Here is a 22,417-nt window from a genome sequence, read left to right as displayed (position 1 = left end):
CGCGCTCACGGGCGGCTAGAAATCAACCGCGATCCCGATCTGCAGCCCCAACAGGCTGGCCGGCGAACGCGTCGGCTCGAATGTCACGCCGGTCTCGTTGCGCTGGAGATCCCCCCGCGTCAGGTAGTCGACGTTTCCACTCGTGAGATACCGCAACCCGATGTCGAGACCCAGGCGGCCCTCGGGTCGCGAGAGCAGTTCGATCGTGACTCCGCCGCCCGCGCCGGCGCTCGGCGCGAAATCGCCGAGATGCGTGGTGGCCGCGCCACTGTCGTAGCCCAGGTCGATCGACGTTCGCGTGAACACGTAGCTGAACCCGAGGAGGCCCTCGGCGTACGGCCTGACCCGGCCGCCGGACGGACGGACACGCACGATCGCGTGCGTCCGGAAGACGTTGTTCGTGGTGTCGACGTCGGTCAGCACCTCGGGTACGGACGGTGTAAACGCCAGGCGGCGAGTCTCCGTGCCGTAGAGCAGGTAGTCGACGGCCACGCCCACGAAGAAGGGAGTCTGCCCGACCCTGGCCGTCACGTCGACGGCAGCGCCCGGGCTAGTGCCTACCCGGTCGCCGAAAGTGCCTACCGGAATCCCCGTCAGGAACTTCGGGCCGACCTCGAAGCGTAGCGGTCCGGTGACGGGCGCTGTCGGGGCATCAGGGGGACCGGCCTGAACGGAAGGCGGAGCAGAATCGGAGGCAGTGGTCGCTGGCGGCTGGGCGGCGGCCGTCGCGCACGCCAGGACCGACCACCCGGTGACGACGGCGAGAATACGTGTCATCTGTCCCACCTCCGTTGACGTCCGGACAGACACTGGGCGTCTCCCATTATCGTCCAACTCGATCCTCCTTGCGATCAGCGCGTTCCCCGCTCGCCGCGCCTCGCCGGTCTATGATCATCGGAAGTGCGTCGGCCCCGTCCGACGCTGCACCCTCGGGAGGCCCATCATTCCTGAAGTCCGCCTGACGCTCCGGGTTCCGGCGTGGCTGGACCCGCGGTCACTCCCTACCGGCGCTTACCTTGCGGCGGGGTTCGCAGCGTTCAATCTGCTGCTGTTCGTCCCGATCTATCTCCTCCTTTCCCAGGAAAACAACTTCTGGCCCTTTTTCCCCCTGGGACATCCTCGGGGCGACTACGACTGGGGATGGCCCGGCATCGGGCGCAGCACCTACGAGTACGTCATGCAGCTCTTCGTCCGACGCCACAACAAGGACATCTTCCGAGTGAGCGCGGACTGGGTATTCATCGTGTCGTCGCTCGTTCTCGTGAGCCGGTTCGCGAGCAACTGGCGCAGGGCGGTGGTACCGCTCGCGGGAATCGCGTACGCGGGGCTCCTGGCGTTCATGGCGTACAGCGGCTTTGTCCACTACCTGTTCGACCGACCCGGCACGTTGCTCGACGATGTCCTCATGCTCGAAAGCGCCTGGATTGTCGTGCGCGACGCCTGGGGGTTGACGGACTTCCTGTATGCCGCCGTCCTGCTGGCCGCGGCAACCGGACTGGGCCTGCTCGTCGCGCGCTATCTCCAGGCGGCGTGGCACTGGGGAGCTACCCTTCCACCACGGCACGTGGCGGCGGGCTGGGTGCTCGTCAACGCGTACTGCCTGCTGTCGCTCACGTGGTTCGGGGTGGAGCGGGACGATCCGCTCGTCCAGCTTCAGGCGAAACACGCAGTTTTCAACCTGCAGCGGTCACAGGCGGTACTGGAAACCGTTGACGCGCTGAGCGGCAGCGTCGTGCCGGACGCGGCCCGCCTCGACGACACCGCTCCCGTGCGACAACCCGACGTCTATCTGTTCTCGATCGAGTCGTACGGCGCGGCGCTGTGGGCGGACGACGACTACCGCTCCGCGAGACAGGGCCTGATGCGTCGCGTGCAGGACGGGCTGGACGAACTTGAACTGCCCACATTCACGCGCTTCGTTACGTCGCCGGTCTATGGCGGCGGATCGTGGATGAGCACGGCGTCGGCGCTGAGCGGGATCCGCATCGAGAACCACTCGACGTACTGGGCCTGGAAGCGCATCGCGCACCGGTACCCCCACCTGATCGCCTATCTGGAGCGGCACGGCTACTACACACTGTCCGTTCAGCCGGGCGCGACATGGAACGAGGACTTGTACGGCTACGACGACGTGATCATCCGGGAAGATTTCTCTTACGACGCTTTCGACTACGGATTCGGCCACGTGCCGGATCAGTGGGCGCTCGATTACGCATTCAACAACTACTGGAGCCGGCACCCGCGTCCCCGGCTCTTTCACTTCGTCGCCACCGCCACCCACTATGCCTGGGAGGCGCCACCGCGCATTACGGAGGACGTCGCAGACCTGGCAAAGCCGCAACCGGCCTTTCTCGAGACCCGGCCGGACTACGTCGAACTGGCGCTGACCGTTCCGCAGGGTCAGAAGCGCGACTTCTTCGTAACCGTGGCCTACGAATGGGAACTGCTGCTCGACACGTTCCGGAACCGGATCGAACCGGGGTTCATCGCGCTGATTCTTGGCGATCACCAACCGCCGTTCATCGCCGGAGGCAGGGGCGACAATGACGTCGCCCTGCACGTCGTCACCGACGTTGCCGCGCTTCCCGAACCGCTGGCGTGGGCCGGCTTTACGCCAGGGGCGGACGCGCCGTGGGATGCGGCCGCGACGACGGAATTCCGGATGGAAGCCATCTATCCGTTCCTCGTGAGCGTGCTCGCCTCCGAGAGCGGCGAACCCCTCGAGTTCAGCCCGACCGGGATCGCGGCGCCGGAACTGCCGGCCTGGTAGCCCGGGCCGTGCGGTAAACCGGCCGGACGCTGGGAGCCGTATCTGTGGTCAGCGATCCGGCAAGGTGAGAATGTCCGCCGGCGATCGGTCCGGCGACTCAAACGGATCGATCACCTGGAGGGAGCCGAAGACCTGGCCGTGCTGCATGTCCTCGCTGAGAAGCACACGGCACTCCGACCATTGCGCGGCAGCCACGATGAGTGCGTCCCACCATGACAGCGCGTGTCGCTCCTGCAAGTGCCAGCCCCGCTCGAGGATGGCGCGATCGATGGTGACCGGTTCCCACAGGTAGAGGTCGCGGACAATCAGTTGAGCTTCCGCCGCGGGTGTGCCCGGTTTCAGCTTGCGGGTGAGCGTTACATAGAGCTCCTGCAACACCTGGAAGCTCAGCCGACCGGCACGGTGGCGCACGAGAAGCGCGATCCAGTCATCGGCGCGGGGCTTCTTGTCCGGCTCCGAGTCGTCGTGCTGGTAGACGAAGACGTTGGTGTCAACGAAGACCGGTGCGGTCATGGAGTTCGTCCCGTGTCGGGTAGCGGTCGCCGGGTCGCTTGAGCGTGCGCGGCTGTCTCGCTCTCGTCAGGAAGCGCTCCATCGCCACGTCGTACTCGTCTTCCTGACGCCTCATCCCTTCAAGCAGGTCGGCCAGCCAGCTGGAGACACTGCGGTCATGCTTGGCCGCCTGGATCCTGAGCCAGAGCGCGACATCTTCCGGCAGGGTCACCGTGACGTTCTTCATGACACGAAAACAGTGTAACACGAAGCTCGTGCCAAGAGATACCAACCCAGCAGCCTCAGCGACGCGGCGATGCCTCCAGGTGCGCGGGGTGAGCGTCACGGCCCGGCCCGGCGTGGTAAAGGCGGGTTCCAACGGGCTTGACTCCCGTGAATAGTCGGCGTAGTGTCGCAGTGAGCAGTTGCTTACATCGGCTCAGTTTCGACTAGAGGGGGAGCACAGCATGCAGAGCCGCGCATCGCTACTTTCATTGACTCTTGTCTGCCTGGTCAGCCTTGCGCTTGCCCCGTCCGTCGCCCTGGCGCAGGACGAGGCGGGCATCGCCGGCAACGTCCAGGACGACACCGGGGGCATCCTGCCCGGCGTGACCGTCGAGGCGCGCAGCCCGGCGCTGATCGAGCAGGTACGCACGGTGTTCTCGGACGGCGCCGGGAACTACCAGTTCATCAATCTGCCGTCGGGCACCTATTCGGTGACCTTCACCCTTCCCGGCTTCTCCACCATAGTGCGCGAGGGCGTTGTCCTGTCGGGCGCGTTCGTGGCCGAGGTCGACGCCTCGATGAACGTCGGCGGCGTTGAAGAGACCGTGACCGTGGCCGGGACGGCGCCGCTCGTCGACGTGAGGACCACGCGGCAGCAATCGGTGATGCCGTCCGAGCGCGTGAACGTGCTGCCGGGAGCGGCGGGCATCCGGAGCGCCGCCGCCTACGTGCCGGGAACGGTTCTTGGCGAGGGCGACAACAACCGCAGCAACCTGCCGAGCCTGCACGGATCCGACCCGCTGGACGGCCAGCCCGCCGTCGACGGCATCAAGACCGGAGGACAGCTCCAGGGGCGGAACGAGTGGTCGGCCGGCGTCGGAACGGTCACGAACGAGGCGATGGTTACGGAGATCGTCTTCGACACTTCTTCGCAGTCTGCGGAATATGCCCAGAGCGGCGTGCGGACGAACATCGTTCCGAAGGCGGGCGGCAACGAGTACGCCTACAACCTCTTCCTGCAGGGCACGACGGGGAGATTCGAATGGGACAACCAGAACCAGGCGCTGAAGGACCTCGGCTTCGAGTTCGCGCCGGTTGACTACCGCTACAGCTTCAACCCCGCGGCCGGCGGTCCCATCATCCGGGACAAGCTCTGGTTCTTCGCCTCGATGATCGAAAACCGGAACAAGAGCTTCGTCCTCGACCAGTTCTGGGATCCGGCCCAGCCGTCTACGCCGGACAGCATCCGGGAGATGTGCGGCGACGGAAGCTGCTCGCCGGAGCAGTTGCGGGCGTGGTCCGGGAGCGCCAACGGCAACTACAACGTGCGGATAACGCACCAGCTCACCCAGCGCAACAAGCTGACGTGGAGCTACTTCCAGGAGCCGAAGTCGTCGGTCGCCGCGTTCAACACAGGCGGGCGGCGGATCGGTCCGGAGGCCTGGTACACCTTCAACGGGCATCCGACAGTAATGGCCACCGGCCGCTGGACGGCGCCGATAACCAACCGGCTGCTCGTGGAGGTGCATGGTTCGTTCATGCAGGCCGACGTCAACACCACTCCGGTGGATCATGGCGAGCCTCGCATGGCGAAAATCGATGTCGCACAGAACACCGAGTACAACAGCTCGTTCCAGAACCACCACAACCACGACTTCCACCGGCGCATCAACGCGTCCATCTCGTACGTGACCGGTTCGCATAACTTCAAGGCGGGCATCAACTTCGCGAACAACCGGACGGCCCTTGCGTACTCGCCGCCGGGCGACATCTTCGCGGGCTATTTCTTCAACGGGTGGCCCATCGGAATCCTCGTGGGCGGCAACGGGGCGGAGCGCCAGGGGATCATTCAGGACTGCGACTGCGGGGTATACGTGCAGGATGCCTGGACGATGGAGCGGCTGACCGTGAACGCGGGCTTCCGCTTCGACTGGTTCCAGAACTCGGTGCCGGGAGGGACCCGGGCAGCGGGCTTTTTCGCGCCGGAGCTCACGACGCCGGATCCCGTCGTGGAGAACATCCCGAACTGGCGGAACTACAGCGGGCGGTTCGGCTTCGCGTTCGACCTGTTCGGTGACGGCTCGACGGCGGTGAAGGCCTCTGCGGGGCGCTACGTGGCGAACGAGGGGACCGGCCTGACCCAGGGGTTCAATCCGATCTACCCCTACGACATGCTGGACTGGCGGCCCTGGACGGACCTCAACGGCGACGGCACGGCGCTGAATCCTGACGGAACGCCGCAGGTCAACGAGGTCGGCCCCTCGAACAACCCTAACTATGGAACGTCGATCATCCAGACCCAGTACGACGACACGCTGCGGCGCGGCACCAACTGGGAGTACTCCGCCGGCCTCGAGCGCCAACTGGGCGCCGGCTGGGCGCTGAGCGCGATGTTCCACCGCCGGAGCTACGCCAACTTCAATTGGGAGGACAACCTGAACACGTCGGTGGCCGACTGGATGATGGCGGGAACGTGGACCGGGCCGACCGACCCCGATCTGCCGCCGAACGCCCAGGGCGTCCGGATTCCGATCTATGTCACCCGCCCCGGCATCGACATCCAGACCGGCAACGACCGCCTGACCAACGATCCGCATCGCTGGCGAACGTGGAACGGTTTCGAGGTGATTGTCGACGGGGAGCTTCCCCGCGGCGGCTTCATGACCGGCAGCATCACGGCGGGCACGACCACAGACCACCGGTGCGCGCACGGGATACTCGAGAATCCCAACCGGATGCGATTCTGTGAGACGCGGATGCCGTACCGGCCGATGGGCAAGTTGTCGGGAGCCCTGCCGCTGCCGGGCGACTTCATGGTCTCGGGACTCCTCCAGATATTCCCGGGGAGGCCCATCAGCGCCAGCTACACCATCAACACGACTGACTTCCCCGGTCTCATTGTCGGTGACGTCGACGACGCGAATCCCACCCTGGGTGTGGAGTTGATCGAGCCGGGGACCGTTTTCGAGGACTACACGACGGAATTGCTCATCCGGTTCTCGAAGACCTTCACCACCGGCGATATTCGGACGCGCGTCTACATGGACGCCAGCAACCTCTTCAACCGGGCCCGGGTCACGGACCGCAACCGGGGATGGGGCGGCGGAGGCATCAAGAATCCCGACTTCAACCGCATCATCAGCATCATCGATGGCCGCCAGTTGACGTGGGGCGTCCAGATGTACTTCTAGGGCGGAGCTTTTCGGTTGGGGGCGGTCAAGCGCATTCAGTTCGTGCGCGTGACCGCCCCCGCCGCATTCCCGTCGAAGCTGCCATGAGCGTCTCCCGACGGCGCCGTTGCCTTCTCGCCGCCGCAGCGATCCTCCTGCTGGGTCCGTCAGAGGGTCTTACCCAGGAGGAGGGCCGGATTCAGGGCCGCGTGTACATCGAAGGCACGCGGGATCCGGTCGTGGGGGCCCTTGTCCGGGCCGACCCTCCGATCTTCTCGCCCGACGGCAGTCGGCTCACGACCGCCGATCCCCTCGAAACGCTTACGGACGAGAACGGACGCTTCGCGCTGACCTGGATGCAGAGCGGCATCTGGAACACGATGGTGTCGGCCGAGGGCTACGAGGATTCCCTGATGCGGATCGAGGTGACGCAACGCGGGTCGGCCGCATGCACGGCGACCAAGATGCAGAACTGCCTCCAGCCCATCGAGTTCTACATGGCGCCCCTCAAGGTGGACGCGGAGGTGGAAGTCGAGGGCGCCCTGGCCGGTTTGGCGGATGCCGCGAATCCGGAAATCGAACAGGCCAAGGCCGATCTCATCGCGGCCGACGCCGCCTACAACAACGAGGACTACCGGACCGCCATCGACGGTTATACGAAACTGCTTGAGAGATGGCCGCAGATAACCACGCTGCATCAGGACATCGGCGACGCGCATCGGGCCATGGCGGAGTTCGGCGCGGCGGTCGCCGCCTACGAGCGGTATCAAGCGGCGACACCGGACGACGAGGCGATCGAGAGAAAGATCGCCCGGACCAGGCTGTTGATGGGCGACCTCGACGCCGCCGGAGACCTTGCCGCGGCGGAGGGTGACGCGTCGCGTGAGGATCTATACAACCTGGGGGAAGTGGCGTTCGAGGCCGGTGACGTCGACGCCGCCGCCGGCTGGTACGAAAAGTCCGCCGCCGCCGATCCCGAGTGGCCGGCCCCCGTGCTCAAGCTGGGCATGCTGGCGTTGAACCGGGGGGACATCGAGGGCGCCAAGGTACTATTCCAGAAGGTCGTCGACCTTGCCCCGGACTCAGCGGAAGGGGCGCAGGCCCAGGGGATGCTCGCAGCGCTCCCCTGATGCCTATCGGGCATCGGTACGCGTTGGCGGTTCTCAACGGAGGTTCCTGACATGGCTGCCGAATCCACGCGGCGCCGGCCCTTCGCCGGCATACTCGCCGCCCTCGTCGTAGTCGCAGTCGCCGCGCCCTGGACCGGCCAGGTCGCGTCGGCCCAGACCCAGTCGTTCTTCATCAGCTTCACCGACGCCAACGGCGTCCCGGTTACCGACGTGACCCGGGAGGAGGTGATCGTGGAGACCGACGGCGAGCGGAGCGAGACTCTCAGCCTGGAGCCGATCAACTGGCCGGTGCGGGTAACCGTGTTCGTCGACAACGGACTGGCGAGTCCACCGGTTCTGGACCACATGCGCGAGGGCCTGCGGCTCTTCCTCGAGGCGCTTCCGCAGGACATCGAGGTGGCGATTGCGACCATCGGCGGTCGGCCGCAGTTCTGGTCCGAGCACACCACCGACCGGACGGAGCTGGAAAACGCGATCGGCGTGATAGCGCCTGAAATGGACGGCGCGGCCAGCTTTCTCGATGCGCTGTACGAAGAAGCGGAGCGGATGCACGAGGACGAGGAGGGGGAGTACTTTCCGGTCATCGTGATGGTCGCAACCAACGGCCCCGAGGGGAGCTCGCGGGTTCGCGAGAGACCGTTTCGCGAGATGATGGAGCGTCTAATGGACAACAGCGCCACGCTCCACACGCGGATGTACACCTTCACGTCGGTCACCGGGGTCAAGCAGGGCGGCGACCAGATGCGTTGGGGCATGGACATAGGACAGATAACGGGAGGGAGCTACGAAGGGCTGAGCTCCGCTCTCGGCTTCCGCACGCAACTGCCGGAGTTGGCGGAGGAAGTCGCCCGGAAGCACCGGCTTGTAAGCAACCAGTACCGCATAACCTACGAGCCGCCGGAGGGAGCTAGCGAACAGTCGGCCATTCAGGTGCTGACATCGCGCCAGGACGTCAACATGATGGCGACCCGCGACGGTAACGTCCCGTAGCGTACCCTCGCCGGAAGAAAACAGATGATGCGGTTTCGCGCACTCGCGACGGCAACGGCGACGGTTGCTCTGGCCACGCTCATCGCACCTCACGCACATGCGCAGATGGTACGGGCGGAAGGCAGGCTCGTCGACGCCTGGGGCAACGCCCTCGAAGGCGTCCAGGTAGAGGCCCGGCAGGCCGACGGCGGCGGCAGCACGTTCTCGGCCGTCACCGACGAGGACGGCGAGTACCTGATCCTTGGTCTCGAGACGACGGCGTACGAGTTCACCTACACCCTCGCGGGCTACCAGGGCGTCCGCCAGCTTCGCGAGATGCGCACGCAAAGGGGCGCCCCCGGCCGCTTGGGCCGCCGCCAGGAGCCCATCGAGCTCGCCGTGCTTCCCCTCGGGCAGGTCCTGAACGACGAGTTCGAGTACGAAGACGAGGGCGGAGTCTTCAGCCTCACGCTCACGCCGGACGGCATGTTCGAGTTCGAGGACGCGGACGGTGAAGGGGAAGGCACCTACTACGTTCAGGATCTCGACGCCGTCCTGACCGTGCGCGACTACGACGGACCCGACGACAAGTACACGATCCGAGAGCCGCTTACGCTCACGGCGCAGACCAACCAGTTCCTCACTCTCGCCTGGGGCGAGACGACGCTGAACAAGAAGTAGCAGGAACGTCGCGGGATGCGTCTTCGGGCCGTGCTCGGCATCGTCGTCGCGGGTGCGGCGCTGGCCGTGCCCGACCTGACCGATCTCGCCGCGACTCAGCCGGCCTCATCGACCGGCGAGGCGCGTCCGGCCCCGTCCCCCGGCCACCAGCGCATGCTGGACCTGCTCGAACGGCTGGCGGACGAGACTCCCGAGACGAACACCTACCTGGGCGACCGGATGGCACGGGAACTCCGGGAACGGCTGGCTGCCATTCCACCGGCGGAACTGAGCACCAACCGCTGGCGGCTGATGGTGCGGTTGGCCGATGAGGAGCTGCGCCTCGGGAACGAAGCCGAGGCGATCCGTCTCCTGACCGACGCCCGCGACATGGTGCCGGAAATCGAAGCGAACCGGATCATTCTCGGCTACAACGCCTACCGGCTCGGCATCGCCTGGCTGCGGCTCGCCGAGACCCGGAATTGCGCACAGCATCCTAACCCGGACGCCTGCATCCTGCCGCTTCGCGAAGGTGCGGTACACACCCAACAAGCCCCGTCACGGCAAGCGATCGCTGCCTTGACCGAGGCGCTGGAACGCTCGCCCATCCCGGAGGACGCGCCGACCGCGGTGGGCGCCCGCAACTGGACGGCGGACCGGTCATCGCCGGCTACCCTGGACAGCCCCGCACAGCAGCACCTGGCGGCGCGCTGGCTGCTCAACATCGCCTACATGACGGTGGGCGGCTACCCGGACGAGGTTCCCGAACCGTATCGGCTTCCGCCGGAGACGTTCCAGTCGGCGGAGGAGATTCCCCGGTTCGACAACATCGCGCCCGGCCTTGGCCTCGACACGTTCGACATTTGCGGCGGGGTGATCGCCGACGACTTCGACAACGACGGCTACCTGGACGTCGTCGTCTCGACGTGGGACGCACAGGGACAACTCCGGTTCTTCCGGAACAACCAGGATGGCACCTTCACGGACCGCACCGCAGAGGCGGGCCTCGTCGGGCTGTACGGTGGGCTGAACATGGTCCAGGCCGACTATGACAACGACGGCTATTTGGACCTGCTGGTACTGCGCGGCGCGTGGCTGGGCACAGACGGCCGCCACCCGAACTCGCTGCTCAGGAACCGCGGCGACGGCACGTTCGCGGATGTGACGTTCGAGGCCGGTCTCGGGGAAACGCACTACCCGAGCCAGACGGCGGCCTGGGGTGATTACGACAACGACGGCGATCTCGACCTGTATGTCGGCAACGAGGCATCCGAGTCCCTTCCCGCCCCGAGCCAGCTCTTTCGGAACAACGGCGACGGCACGTTCACCGACGTGGCCGACGCGGCTGGGGTGGCCAACCACGCGTATGCCAAGGCGGTGGTCTGGGGTGACTACGACGCCGACGGCCTGCCTGACCTGTACGTGTCCAACTTCGGCGCGGAGAATCGCCTCTACCGGAATACCGGTCGCGGGACGTTCGTCGACGAAGCACCGCGCCTTGGGGTTGCACGGCCGACCTGGAGCTTTCCCGCCTGGTTCTGGGACGTGGACAACGACGGCTTCCTCGATCTGTACGTCTCGGCGTATACCGCGCGCATCGAGCACCTGGCGGCCAGCGCGCTGGGCCTGCCGCTGAACATCGAGACGGCGCAACTCTATCGGGGCGCCGGCGGCGGCGCATTCGAAGAGGTTTCTGGGCGATACGGCCTGACCGAACCCAGCGCGCCCATGGGATCCAATTTCGGAGACCTGGACAGCGACGGCTATCCGGACTTCTACCTGGGCACCGGCTATCCGCCGTACCAAAGCGTGATGCCGAACGTGATGTACCGGAACCGGGGCGGGCGCGCTTTCGCCGACGTGACCTATTCGGGGGGCTTCGGCCATCTCCAGAAGGGCCACGGCGTGGCGTTCGCGGATCTCGACAACGACGGCGATCAGGACATCTTCCAGCAGATGGGCGGAGCGTTCCCGGGCGACCGGTTCGGCAACGCTCTCTACGAGAATCCGGGCTTCGGGAACCACTGGATCACGGTGCAGCTCGAGGGCGTCCGGTCCAACCGTTCGGCGATCGGCGCGCGCATCCGCGTCGTCATCGTCGACGGGGACACTGGCGTCACGCGCTCGGTCTACCGCCACGTCAACAGCGGCGGCAGTTTCGGCGCCAATCCCCTCCGGCAGACCATCGGGCTCGGGACGGCGGCGCGCATCGAACGTCTCGAGGTCCTCTGGCCCACGACCGGCCTCACGCAGACGTTCGACGATCTGCCGGTTGACCGGACCATCCGCATCGTGGAGGGCGAGGAGGCCTACTCGACCCTGCCATTGAGGATGTTGACACTCGGCGGCGTGTGATAATCGCCGGGTGCGCGTGAGGCGTCACTACCTCGGCTGCGGGGCAACCGCCAGCCTGCTCCTTGTGGGCCTTGGTTCCCTCCCCGCGACCTCCGACGGCGTCCACGCGGCGCCCCAGTCCTCGACGCTTCCGGCTGAAGAGGCGTGGTTCACGGATCGGGCGGAGGCGGTGGGGATCGACTTCGTGCACGTCAACGGGAGCTCCGGCAAGCTCTATGTGAGCGAGATCCTGGGTCCCGGCGCCGCGCTGTTCGACTTCGACAATGACGGTGACCTCGACGTCTACCTCGTGCAGGGCGGCGCGCTCGGCCCGGACGATACGCAGGGCGGCGCCACGACCCCGCCCGAAGCCGGACCGCTAACGGATCGCCTGTACCGGAACGACCTCGAGGTACACCCGGACGGCACGCGCACGCTCCGTTTCACGAACGTCACCGACGGAAGCGGCCTCGAGCCGAGTTCCTACGGCATGGGCGTCGCGGCCGGCGACGTGAACAACGACGGCTGGGTGGACCTGTACCGCACCAGCCTGGGAGCGAACCAGTTGTTCCTCAACAACGGCGACGGGACGTTCACCGACGCCACCCACGAAACCGGCACGGGGGACTCCCGGTGGAGCGTGTCGGCCGCGTTCGCTGACGTCGACCGCGACGGCTGGCTCGACCTCTACGTCGGCAACTACCTCGACCACCGCCTCGATGCGCGGCAACCTGAGTGCTTCACGCGAACCGGGGAACGGGACTATTGCGGACCGAGCGCGTTTGCATCGGTTCCTGACCGCCTCTATCGCAATCGGGGAGACGGAACGTTCGTCGACGTCACGGCCGAGGCGCAGGTGGCGACCGATTACGGCGCAACACTCGGCATCGTGGCCGCCGACCTGGACGCGGACGGGTGGCCGGACATCTACGTTGCGAACGACGGCGAGCCGAACCAGTTGTGGATGAACCGGCACGACGGGACCTTCGCGAACGGCGCCCTGCTCGCGGGCGCGGCGCTCAACGGCGACGGCCGGACCGAAGGGAGCATGGGCGTCGACGCCGGCGACTTCGACGGCGATGGCGACGACGACCTCTTCATGACCCACCTCACCCGGGAAACCAATACGCTCTACCTCAACGACGGTACGGGCCTGTTCGAGGATCGGAGCGCGACGACCGGGCTCGGGGCGCCCAGCGTGGCCTACACGGGATTCGGCACGGCGTGGTTCGACTACGACAACGATGGCTGGCTGGACCTGCTGGCGGTCAACGGGGCGGTCCAGGCCAGCCATCAGCGCTACGCCGGCAGGACCGCGGACGCACCGGCGGGAGCGGGGGAACCGCTACGGCTGGATCAACCCAACCAGTTGTTCCGCAACCTGGGTAACGGGAGATTCGAGGAGGTCGGCGAGCAGGCCGGCGCCGTCTTCGCACTGTCCGAAGTGAGCCGAGGGGCCGCCTTCGGGGACGTGGACAACGACGGCGACTACGACGTGCTGATCACCAACAACAACGGGCCGGCGCGGCTGCTGATCAACAACCTGGGCCACCGCAACCGATGGCTCGGCCTGCGGCTGGTCGGAGGCGACGGCCCCCGTGACATGCTGGGCGCGAGAGTCGGCGTCTTCCGCGACTCCGGCCCCGCGTTGTGGCGCCGCGCGAGAAGCGACGGCAGCTACGCGTCGGCCAACGATCCGAGAGTCCTGGTCGGCCTGGGCGCGGCGTCCGCGGTGGAGCGTGTTCGCGTCATCTGGCCGAGCGGTCGCGAGGAGGAATGGACGGACGTCCCCGTGAACCAGTGGCTGACGCTCGAAGAGGGCCGCGGGCGGCGCCGGGAATGACTGCCGCGGCAAGTCGGGCGCGCCGTGCCCGGCGCGCCCGCAAGGGTGCGCCAGGGGTCCGCCGGCCTCCAGGCCGGCAGGAGAACAGCAAATGCCGGCGTGGACGCCGGCGCACCGCTGGCGCGCTAGTGGGCAGGGTCGCGGCGGTGTGCCTGCTCTTCGGAGCCGGCGATGGGTGGGCCGCTGGCGGCCCGATCGGAGCAGCCGCCGCATCACAGGGCACCGAAGCCGAGGGGGCTCTATTGCCAGTGGTGCTCCCCGACCTGAGCCGCGTTCACGAGACCGTCCGGGAACAGTTGCGGGAGGCGCACGCGTCGCTGACGGCGCTGGCGTTGGAGGGCGCGGCCGGGACAACGGATGCAGTTCGGAGTGGAGCTCTTGTCGGGACCTACGGCGACCTGGGCCGGCTCCTGATGGCGAGCGAATATCTGGACGAGGCGGAGCGCTGCTTTCGGAACGCCCAACGGCTCGCCCCGGACGACTTCCGCTGGCCCTATTATCTGGGGCACCTGGCTCGGAGCAAGGGCCGGCTGCCGGCCGCGGTCGAGTACTTCGAGCAGGCGCTCCGCCTGCAACCCAACGATCTCGCGACCCTCACGTGGCTCGCTCTGGTCTACATCGACGACGGCCATCCGGAAGCGGCCGTCCCGGTTCTGGAGAGAGCCCGCTCGCTCCACCCCGGCACCCAGGCGATCCTGTTCCAGTTGGGCCGAGCCGCCGTCGCCCAGCGGGACTACGCGACCGCGGTGGAACTGCTTGAGGAGACGTTGAGCCTGAACCCCGCCGCGACTACGGTCCACTACCCTCTCGCCATCGCGTACCGCGGACTCGGCGACCTCGATCAAGCGCAATTCCACCTGGAACGGAGCGGGGGCGGCGCGGGCGACGGGGCGGGCGTCGCCGTGCCCGACCCCTTGATGGCGGAGGTCGGAACCGCGCTCCGGAGCCCGCAGGTCTATTGGGATCTCGGACTCTACGCCGGAGCGAACGGCGACTGGCCCGAGGCCGTCCGCCAGTTCCGGAGCGCGGTCGAGATGGCGCCCGGCGATCCGACCATGCGCCTGAACCTCGGTCTGGCCCTGAACCGCACGGCGGACGCGCGCGCCGCCATGGACGAGTTCGAGGAGGCCGTCCGCCTGGATCCCGGACTTGCGCGGGCGCACTTTGCGATGGGCACCCTCTTGGAGCGGAGTGGCCGCTACGAGGAAGCCATCGACCGGTACACCGCCGCCGTGACGCACGACCCCAACCTCAGCGAGGCGCACCTCAGGCTGGCCGACGTGCTGCGGCGCACCGACCGGCTCGATGCGGCGCTGGCGTCGTACGAACAGGTGCTCGCCCTCGAACCGAGGTCCAGGGAAGCACACTTCGGCGAAGCGATGGCGCTCGTACGTCTGGCGCGCCATCAAGAGGCGCTGGAGCGCTTGCGTTCGGCTGCGGGCCTCTACCCCGACGAGCCGGCGTTTCCGCTCGCCGCCGCGCGCCTGCTCGCGGCATCTTCCGACCCCGGCGTGCGCAGCGGCCAGGAAGCCCTCGACCTGACCCAGGCGCTCGTGGAACAGCACGACACGACGGCGTTGGCCGAGACGATGGCCATGGCGCTGGCGGAGCTGGGTCGCTACACGGAAGCCATGGAGTGGCAGCGCCGGGCGATGGCGGGCGCGGCGGCGGCAGGACGAGCCGACGTCGCGCAGCGGATGGCGGCCAACCTGGCACTGTACCGGAGTTCCACGCCCTCCCGGACGCCGTGGCGAGACGATGACCCGGAGCACCGGCCCGGGCCGCCGGTCGAGCCGGGTTTGCTCGACCGCTGATCACCGCGCCCGCTGCGGACCCAGGTCGTCGATGATCCCGGTGGCCGCCCGCAGGGCGAAGCGAAGTTCCCGCTGGTTGTCCTCATCGAGCCGGACCCGCATCTGCCCCGACGGAAGCACGTCGGACGTGATGACCAGCCAGTGTCTGGCGGGGCGGACGCCGATGACGCCGCCCCAGCGCGAGCCGAGTTCGGCCTCGTAGAACAGGCCGGCAAGCTGGTCGATGGGGATGACCGCGTAGGTGGCGCGCGAAGCCCCCCGCCTCTCGTCGACAAGCCGGATCTCGCCGGCATCGGCGTCTATCTCCAGCCGCGCATCCCGCTTGCGCTCGTTACCGTTCTGGTCGGCAATGAACACGTCCACCTTCCGGAACTCCAGCACGTCGGCAGCAAAGACGGCCGGCGCAACCAGCAGGGCCAGCGCGACGAGCGCGATGTGTCGGCCGTTCATTGGCTCCTCCTCTCAGAGCCTACGGTATGTTGCCGTTATCGGTCGGCCACACCGTGATGCCGGGGCGCGCCGATCCCACCTGAACGCGAGGCTGGTCGGATGCGTCATCCGGCGGCCGGTAGGTCACCCGGAACTGATGACTGGTCAGCTTGTGCCGGCGGGAAATGTCGCCAACAAGCTCCGGCAGCCGCGTCCGATAGTCGGTCGCGACGCCGAGGTCCGCGAACGAGCCCCGAGTCGCGGCTGCGATGTCGGTTCCCCATCGCGTCTGGGGTCTCCCCTGGGTGCCCGCAACGCCACTCACCGGAGACGGCAACAACAGCGTATGAACGACGGCCGCGTTGTCGTACAGCCGGTCCATCATTCGCTCAAGGTTCTGCCCTCGAGCCCGGCCGCTCCCCTCGGACCCAGCGACAGCAACCATCACGATGACCGGAAGATACTCCCGGTCGTCATCGTCATCCAGCCGCTCGGCTTCCTCATACAACGCGTCAAAGAACGTCGCGGCGCCACCCTCGCTCGCGAGCGCGCCGACCGCGTCGGCCAGGGCTCCGCGGTCAGTGGTGTGCTCGACCCGAAACTGGGGGCGTCCCGCGATCGTCGCGATCGCCACTTCGATATCCGGGGGAAGCGCCCCCAGAAAACGCGTCAATCCCTCGCGCATGTCCGACAGAACGGTCTGACTCTCCGTCGCGTTGTCGACGAACACGGTCACCCGGGCGGGCCAGTTGATCGGCTCGATCTCGCGGACCTCGGACGGCATCTCGTCCCACCGAATGATGATCTCTTCGGGCGTCATGTCGCTGACCGGCGCGCCGTCGGCATCGGTGAACGCCATGAAGAGCGTCTGGTCCTGAGCCCACGCTACCTGGAGCATGCCCCACGGTGCGCCACTCACGACCAGGCTGAACGCAAGCGCCGCCCCGAAGAACACGGTACGCGGCGGCCGGGTGACCATAGCTCCAGTTTAACGCGGCGGCCGCACGTCACCGAGAGTGGCGTCAGGTCCAGCCGCCGGTGGATGATCTCTATCGCAGGCGATCCGCGATGCCCCGCAGGGTCTCGGCCAGGGCGCGGATCCGCTCCTGGCTGCGGTCGGACACGCCGGCGCTCTCGCCGTCGACCTCGTCTGCCGCGGCAACCAGCTCTGCGGCCAGGCCTGCGTCGGCGTCCGTTCCGTCCGCGCGGTCGAGGAGGCCCGACAGCTCCGCGCGGCGCGCCGCGGAGAGCGTGTCGGTGCGATCGAGCTGATCGAGGTAGGCGCGGGCGACCACGGGCCGCGGCGACCAGTCGATGCCGCGCTGCTGCTGGGCGTTGAACTCGGCCGGCGCGACCGACGCGGCCGCCGCGAGCTCGTTCTCCGTCAGGTACTCGCTCGGCAACAGCTCCAGCACGTCGAGCCCGCGGGCGATCTCCGTGCCGTAGATGTAGCCGCGATACCAGTACGACGACCAGTAGCCACCCATCGCGAGCCGCTCGCTGTTGATCGGACCACGGTCGAAGTAGGCGATCTCGACCGGATTCACGGAGTCTGTGAAGTCGAAGACCGAGATGCCGCCCTGGTACCAGGCCTGCACCATGATGTCGCGCCCCGGCACCGGGACGAGGGAGCCATTGTGCGCCACGCAGTTCTCACGCTCGGTCTGCGGCGCCGGCAGCTTGTAGTGGCTGCGGTATTCCAGACGGCCGTCGACCACGTCGTAGATGGCGTTCGCACCCCAGTTCCGGGGATCCGACGCGCGGCAGCGCGGGCGCCCGCCACCACCCCATTCGTCCGTGAAGATCACCTTGGTGGCGTCGTTGTTGAACGTTGCCGAGTGCCAGTAGGCGAAGCCGGGGTCGACGACATCGTCGAGCCGGACCGGATTGACCGGATCGGAGATGTCCAGCAGGATGCCGTTCCCGGCACAGGCCCCGGCCGCCAGACCCAACTCCGGGAAGGTCGTGATGTCGTGGCAGTGGTTGCTTTCGCGGGTGCTCTGCGTGCCCGGCCCGTGGTCGCCGCCGCGCCACAGGCCAGCGGCGCGGCCGGTCTCGGGATCCCGGAACACGAACGGCCGATTGACAACGTCCGCCTCCTCCGGCCGCGCCACCGGGATCCGGATGACGTCGATCCGGAATAGCGCGGTCTCCGGGTTCTCGGCCGGCAACTCGTCGGAGCAACCCTCCAGTTCCTCCCCGGAGCGAACGGACGCGGCGCCGGATCCGTAGACGTAGAGGTTACCCTCGTCGTCCGGGTCGGTCACCACGGTGTGGGTATGCGATCCGCGGCACGTCTGCACCGCCGCCACCTGCCGGGGCATCCGCATGTCGCTGATGTCGAAGACCCGGATACCACGGAAGCGCTCTTCGCTCACCGGCTCCGCGACGCCCTGCAAGCCGCAGTCGACGCGTCCGCGCGTCTGCTCGACCGACATGATCAGCAGGTTGCCCACCACCGAGACGTCGCCCTGACCGCCGGGGCAGACGACGGAGGTAACGAGTTGGGGCGAGGCGGGAACCTCGACGCGATACGTGTTGAACCCGTGGTGGCTCCCCACGAACACCTGGTCGCCGGCGAAGGCGAGGTCGGTGTTGCCGAAGTTGAGCATTCCGCGCCGCCGAGGCGTCTCCTCCTCTTCCGCCTCTTCGGCGTCGTCTTCCTCGTCTTCCTCTTCTCTCTCCGCCTCCGCGTTGCGATCGAAGAAGCCGTCTGGCTTCGGGCGCGTCGCCACGAGCGCCATGTTCCAGATGGCTTCGCCGGCGTCATCGAAGCCGGCCGCGAGACCAACCCGCGGATCGACGGTCAACTGCGCGAGCATGGCGTCCATTCGGTCGATCTCCATGCTCTGGTCCGCCTCTACGTCGGAGGTGAACGCGAAGAGCTGCGAGTCCTGCGCCGTGCCACGCTGATCCAGAAGGTTCTCGACCATCGTCAGAGCGCCGCGATGGTGCTTGATCATCAGTTCGAGGAAGAGACGGTCGAACGCGACTCCCTCCGCCGCCTCGAGCTGGTCCATCTCCTCCGGCGTCAGCATTCCCGGCATCGGCATCCAGTCGGGTGCGTGATGCGCATCCGTCGCCGTAACCGTCTGGCCGCGCTCGCGCAGCCACTCCTGCATCATCTCGATCTCGTCTTCCTGGGAAAGCTCGATGCGCTGCGCCATCTGACGCATCGCGTCACTCGTGGTGCGGGTCTCGAGCAACGCGGTCATCTCCAGCGCCTGCGCGTGGTGGGGAATCATCCCCTGCATGAACCTCACGTCGGCCTCGCTATAGCGAATGGCAGCGAGATCGGAAGCCTCGGCCGCCGAGATCGAGCGGCTCGGCTCACCTGGCGCGCCGGGCTGCACGATGGGTGGCTGTTGCGCCTGGCTCGCTGCCGCGCCGAGCGACAGGAACGCTACGCCGGCCACCGCGACGGCGGCCGGGAACGGCTTGTGGAGATACTGGCAATTCATGGATGGCCTCCCGCCGAACTGGGCACGCGTGTTCCGGTGCATTCTAACGGAGGTAACTCCTGAAGACCGTCTCGCACCCACTGGATCCTGTATATAATACGTAATACACGCGGGGCGCGAGGTAGGAGCATTGCCATGCCTGTAAGGCTCAATATCACCATGGACGAAGCTCTCTATCAGCAGTTGAAGGACTCTTGCCCCCCCAAGGGCATCAGCCGCTTCATCAGTGAAGCCGTGCGCGCTCGGCTTCATCCCGACCGTAAGGCACTCGAAGCCGGGTACAAGGCGGCGTCTCGGGAAGCGTGGCGAACGGAGCTGGCGGACACTTGGAAGACCACGGAGGTCGAAGACTGGCCGCAGTAGAAGGGCACCCGCGCCGGGGCGACGTTTATTGGGTGTCGCTGGATCCGGCGCAGGGCACCGAGATCCGCAAGACGCGACCGGCCGTCGTTCTCTCCAACGACGCGTGTAACCGCTTCGGTTCCCGAGTGGTAGTCGTACCACTGACGAGCAACGTCGCGTCGTTGTACCCGGGAGAGGCAATCGTGTCGGTCGAGGGCCGGGAGGCCCGGGCGCTCGGCGATCAGATCCGCTCGCTCGATCGGCGCCGGCTTCGTACTCGTATCGCGCGTCTCGCGGTCGAGGAGCTTCGCGATGTCGAAACGGCAGTCCGCGTGACACTCGGCTTCGACCCCGTCTGAATCTGGGAGCGCGCAAGCTGATACCGTAGAGCGCGTCGTCCAGGCAGGTTACGGGCGGCGCCCGTCTGGCGAGGAGGCCCCGCATGTTGCACCGGACCCGCGTCGAGCGATCCACGCTACGCCGCTCCTTTGCGGCACTTGCCGCCCTCTTCCTTACGCCGGCGTTCCCAGGCGTCGAGGCGCAGTCGGGCAGCGACTTCGTGCCGGTCACCGACGCGGTGCTTCAGGATCCGGCGCCGGCGGACTGGCTCATGTGGCGCCGCACGCTCGACGGCTGGGGCTACAGCCCGCTGGACCAGATCGACCGGGAGAACGTCGGCGCGTTGCGCATGGTCTGGTCGCGCGGCATGGGAGAGGGCAGCCAGCAGGCGACCCCGCTCGCCTACGACGGGGTGATGTATCTGCCGAACCCGCGGGACGTCATTCAGGCGATCGACGCCGCCACCGGCGATCTCCTCTGGGAGTACCGCCGAAATCTGCCGGAGGACACCGCCACGCGCGGACTTGCCACCACGAACCGGAACCTCGCCATCTATGGCGACCGCATCATCGACACCAGCGCGGACGGCTATGTCTTCGCGCTTGACGCGGCAACCGGCGAGCAGGTCTGGGAAACCCGGATCCTCGACTACGAGACAAACCCGGCGCTGCAGAGCTCGGGGCCGATCATTGCCAACGGGAAGGTGATCTCGGGACGGAGTTGCTCGCCGCGGGGCGGCCCGGAAGCCTGCGTCATCGTCGCCCACGACGCGACGACGGGCGAGGAACTCTGGCGCCGTCGCACGATTCCAGCTCCCGGGGAACCGGGCGACGAGACCTGGGGCGACGTGCCGTTCGAGGATCGCAAGCACGTCGGCGCCTGGATGGTGCCGAGCTACGATCCCGAGTTGAACCTGATCTACATAGGAACCTCGGTCACCGCGCCCGCACCGAAGTTCCTGCTCGGGGGCGCCGAGCTGGCCCACCTCTACCACAACTCGACGCTCGCCCTCGACGCCGACACCGGCGAGATCGTCTGGTACTACCAGCACCTGAACGATCACTGGGATCTCGACCACCCCTTCGAGCGGCTGCTCGTCGACACCGCGGTCGCTCCCGATCCGGATGCGGTGAGTTGGATCAACCCGCGGATCGAGCGCGGCGAGGTGCGCAAGGTGATAACCGGTGTCCCCGGCAAGACGGGCCTCGTCTACACCCTCGACCGCGAGACCGGCGAGTTCCTTTGGGCCACGCCCACCGTCGCCCAGAACGTCATCAGCGCCATCGACGGCGCCACCGGCGACGTCACCGAGAACGCCGAGGTCGTCTTCAGCGCGATGGGTCAGGAAGTACTGGCCTGTCCGACGCTGATCGGCGGCAAGGACTGGGAAGCGGGCGCCTACAGCCCGCTGACGAACATGATGTACATGCCGCTCCGCAACGCGTGCGCGCGGATGCTGACGACGCACGAGGGAAACCAGCGGGCCTATGCCCTCGGCGTCCGCACGCAAATCGCACCGGGAACCGAGATGGTGGGAACCGTCCAGGCGATCTCCGCCGAGACCGGCCGGACCGCCTGGATTCACGAGCAGCGCGCCGGCACCATGTCGCTCGTCACCACGGGAGGCGGCCTGGTCTTCGGCGGCGACGTCAACGGCCGGTTCCGGGCGTTCGATCAGGAAACCGGCGACGTGCTGTGGGAGATCAATCTTGGTTCGCCGATCACCGGCTTCCCCATCAGTTACGCTGTCGATGGCCGGCAGTACGTCGTGGCCAGCACCGGCTGGGCGGCCACTGCCTCCGGCTTCGCCCGGCTGACGCCGGAGCTTCGGCCCAGCGCAGGGAACAACATCTTCGTATTCGCGCTTCCTGAATGACCAGGGTGGTTCCACCAGGGTCACGCGGTGCAGAACAAGGTCGAAGCGGCCTAGGGCGGTCGGACCTGTTCGACCGCCCACGGCGGCTCATGCACGACTGGGCGGCGTATCTCGACGGACACGCGGCCGGCCCGGCGCAGCGCTGATCGCTGCGGCATCACTGCCCGCCCCGCGGCGGCGATCCAGGCCGGCCGGAGGGCAGTAGTGCGGCTCTCCCCCTTCCAGAGGAACAACTTAAGGGCCATGACTCGATAACCTCGATCTTATCACTATCACAAAGCTTTATATCACCCAATAATCACACTAAGTTGGCTAACATTCCCTTCGCGGGATGCTAAGTCACAGGCTGCGGCAGGAGCAAGGCACGATGAGAGGGCCACTGGCCCTCTATATGGTTGCGTGTCCTGGCATTCAGCACACCGATTCATGCCCAGGAGGCGCCCGCGGATCGGAGAACACCCGGCGCGTCGAGCACGATGGCGCCGCGTGCCCGGGCCGCATGCTGCTGGGGTTGCAGGCGAAGGACGCGCCTCGGCCCGAATCCAGCCTGGTCACGTCGGCTA

The 22,417-nt window shown here is 67.1% G+C and carries 16 protein-coding genes; 10 read left to right on the top strand and 6 right to left on the bottom strand.

The window, feature by feature from the left end:
• Nucleotides 1-15: 15 nt before the first annotated feature.
• Nucleotides 16-777 (bottom strand): hypothetical protein, encoded by a 762-nt coding sequence (locus F4Y45_17900; GenBank protein MXY26379.1) that lies wholly within the window; start codon nt 775-777, stop codon nt 16-18.
• Between F4Y45_17900 and F4Y45_17895 the strand changes: the two genes are divergently transcribed.
• Nucleotides 752-2,770, top strand: a complete 2,019-nt coding sequence (locus F4Y45_17895) for a hypothetical protein (GenBank protein ID MXY26378.1) — start codon at nt 752-754, stop codon at nt 2,768-2,770. The two genes, F4Y45_17900 and F4Y45_17895, sit on opposite strands and share 26 nt — an antisense overlap.
• A gap of 48 nt (nt 2,771-2,818) precedes the next feature.
• On the opposite strand, the gene F4Y45_17890 is transcribed toward F4Y45_17895, so the two are convergent.
• Complete coding sequence (locus F4Y45_17890) at nt 2,819-3,283, bottom strand: PIN domain-containing protein (GenBank protein MXY26377.1); 465 nt, start codon at nt 3,281-3,283, stop codon at nt 2,819-2,821.
• Nucleotides 3,261-3,509 carry a CopG family transcriptional regulator gene (locus F4Y45_17885; protein MXY26376.1) on the bottom strand — a complete coding sequence of 83 codons (249 nt, stop codon included), beginning with the start codon at nt 3,507-3,509 and terminating at the stop codon, nt 3,261-3,263. The genes F4Y45_17890 and F4Y45_17885 overlap by 23 nt, the downstream gene beginning before the upstream one ends.
• Nucleotides 3,510-3,729: 220 nt before the next feature.
• Between F4Y45_17885 and F4Y45_17880 the strand changes: the two genes are divergently transcribed.
• Genes F4Y45_17880 through F4Y45_17850 form a run of 7 tightly spaced genes read left to right on the top strand, consistent with a single transcriptional unit; the run spans nt 3,730 to nt 15,407 of the window.
• Complete coding sequence (locus tag F4Y45_17880; GenBank protein ID MXY26375.1) at nt 3,730-6,678, top strand: TonB-dependent receptor; 2,949 nt, start codon at nt 3,730-3,732, stop codon at nt 6,676-6,678.
• A complete protein-coding gene (locus F4Y45_17875) occupies nt 6,582-7,787 on the top strand; it encodes a tetratricopeptide repeat protein (GenBank protein ID MXY26374.1) in 1,206 nt (401 codons plus the stop codon). The genes F4Y45_17880 and F4Y45_17875 overlap by 97 nt, the downstream gene beginning before the upstream one ends.
• A 51-nt stretch (nt 7,788-7,838) precedes the next feature.
• Complete coding sequence (locus F4Y45_17870) at nt 7,839-8,777, top strand: hypothetical protein (protein MXY26373.1); 939 nt, start codon at nt 7,839-7,841, stop codon at nt 8,775-8,777.
• Between the two features lie 24 nt (nt 8,778-8,801).
• Nucleotides 8,802-9,437, top strand: a complete 636-nt coding sequence (locus F4Y45_17865; GenBank protein ID MXY26372.1) for a carboxypeptidase regulatory-like domain-containing protein — start codon at nt 8,802-8,804, stop codon at nt 9,435-9,437.
• A gap of 15 nt (nt 9,438-9,452) precedes the next feature.
• Nucleotides 9,453-11,771, top strand: coding sequence for a CRTAC1 family protein (locus tag F4Y45_17860; protein ID MXY26371.1), 2,319 nt, complete (start codon nt 9,453-9,455; stop codon nt 11,769-11,771).
• Nucleotides 11,772-11,781: 10 nt separating this feature from the next.
• Nucleotides 11,782-13,593 carry a CRTAC1 family protein gene (locus F4Y45_17855; protein ID MXY26370.1) on the top strand — a complete coding sequence of 604 codons (1,812 nt, stop codon included), beginning with the start codon at nt 11,782-11,784 and terminating at the stop codon, nt 13,591-13,593.
• The gene (locus F4Y45_17850) at nt 13,527-15,407 is read left to right on the top strand and encodes a tetratricopeptide repeat protein (protein ID MXY26369.1); all 1,881 of its coding nucleotides are present in this window, start codon (nt 13,527-13,529) and stop codon (nt 15,405-15,407) included. Before F4Y45_17855 ends, F4Y45_17850 begins: the two co-directional genes overlap by 67 nt.
• Here the strand turns inward: F4Y45_17850 and F4Y45_17845 are convergent, their stop codons facing one another.
• From F4Y45_17845 to F4Y45_17835, 3 genes are all read right to left on the bottom strand, one after another.
• Nucleotides 15,408-15,857 carry a hypothetical protein gene (locus tag F4Y45_17845; protein ID MXY26368.1) on the bottom strand — a complete coding sequence of 150 codons (450 nt, stop codon included), beginning with the start codon at nt 15,855-15,857 and terminating at the stop codon, nt 15,408-15,410.
• Nucleotides 15,858-15,876: 19 nt separating this feature from the next.
• Complete coding sequence (locus F4Y45_17840) at nt 15,877-16,815, bottom strand: hypothetical protein (GenBank protein MXY26367.1); 939 nt, start codon at nt 16,813-16,815, stop codon at nt 15,877-15,879.
• Nucleotides 16,816-16,885: 70 nt separating this feature from the next.
• Nucleotides 16,886-19,297, bottom strand: a complete 2,412-nt coding sequence (locus F4Y45_17835) for a DUF305 domain-containing protein (GenBank protein MXY26366.1) — start codon at nt 19,295-19,297, stop codon at nt 16,886-16,888.
• A 350-nt stretch (nt 19,298-19,647) separates the two neighbouring features.
• Between F4Y45_17835 and F4Y45_17830 the strand changes: the two genes are divergently transcribed.
• Nucleotides 19,648-19,998: a type II toxin-antitoxin system PemK/MazF family toxin gene (locus tag F4Y45_17830; GenBank protein MXY26365.1), complete on the top strand. Its 351-nt coding sequence runs from the start codon at nt 19,648-19,650 to the stop codon at nt 19,996-19,998.
• Between the two features lie 83 nt (nt 19,999-20,081).
• The gene (locus tag F4Y45_17825; protein ID MXY26364.1) at nt 20,082-21,854 is read left to right on the top strand and encodes a PQQ-binding-like beta-propeller repeat protein; all 1,773 of its coding nucleotides are present in this window, start codon (nt 20,082-20,084) and stop codon (nt 21,852-21,854) included.
• Nucleotides 21,855-22,417: the final 563 nt, after the last annotated feature.

The sequence above is a fragment of the Acidobacteriota bacterium genome, assembly GCA_009838525.1.
Taxonomy (GTDB): Bacteria; Acidobacteriota; Vicinamibacteria; order Vicinamibacterales; family UBA8438; genus VXRJ01.
The sequence above is the reverse complement of the archived record's forward strand: the minus strand, read 5'-3'. Positions and strand labels throughout refer to the sequence as shown.

Coding starts and splice junctions, on each gene's coding strand:
- F4Y45_17885 (MXY26376.1), bottom strand. CDS start 3,509: ATGAAGAACGTCACGGTGACCCTGCCGGAAGATGTCGCGCTCTGGCTC.
- F4Y45_17870 (MXY26373.1), top strand. CDS start 7,839: ATGGCTGCCGAATCCACGCGGCGCCGGCCCTTCGCCGGCATACTCGCC.
- F4Y45_17840 (MXY26367.1), bottom strand. CDS start 16,815: ATGGTCACCCGGCCGCCGCGTACCGTGTTCTTCGGGGCGGCGCTTGCG.
- F4Y45_17880 (MXY26375.1), top strand. CDS start 3,730: ATGCAGAGCCGCGCATCGCTACTTTCATTGACTCTTGTCTGCCTGGTC.
- F4Y45_17835 (MXY26366.1), bottom strand. CDS start 19,297: ATGAATTGCCAGTATCTCCACAAGCCGTTCCCGGCCGCCGTCGCGGTG.
- F4Y45_17850 (MXY26369.1), top strand. CDS start 13,527: ATGGACGGACGTCCCCGTGAACCAGTGGCTGACGCTCGAAGAGGGCCG.
- F4Y45_17900 (MXY26379.1), bottom strand. CDS start 777: ATGACACGTATTCTCGCCGTCGTCACCGGGTGGTCGGTCCTGGCGTGC.
- F4Y45_17860 (MXY26371.1), top strand. CDS start 9,453: ATGCGTCTTCGGGCCGTGCTCGGCATCGTCGTCGCGGGTGCGGCGCTG.
- F4Y45_17890 (MXY26377.1), bottom strand. CDS start 3,283: ATGACCGCACCGGTCTTCGTTGACACCAACGTCTTCGTCTACCAGCAC.
- F4Y45_17845 (MXY26368.1), bottom strand. CDS start 15,857: ATGAACGGCCGACACATCGCGCTCGTCGCGCTGGCCCTGCTGGTTGCG.
- F4Y45_17825 (MXY26364.1), top strand. CDS start 20,082: ATGTTGCACCGGACCCGCGTCGAGCGATCCACGCTACGCCGCTCCTTT.
- F4Y45_17875 (MXY26374.1), top strand. CDS start 6,582: ATGGGGCGGCGGAGGCATCAAGAATCCCGACTTCAACCGCATCATCAG.
- F4Y45_17865 (MXY26372.1), top strand. CDS start 8,802: ATGATGCGGTTTCGCGCACTCGCGACGGCAACGGCGACGGTTGCTCTG.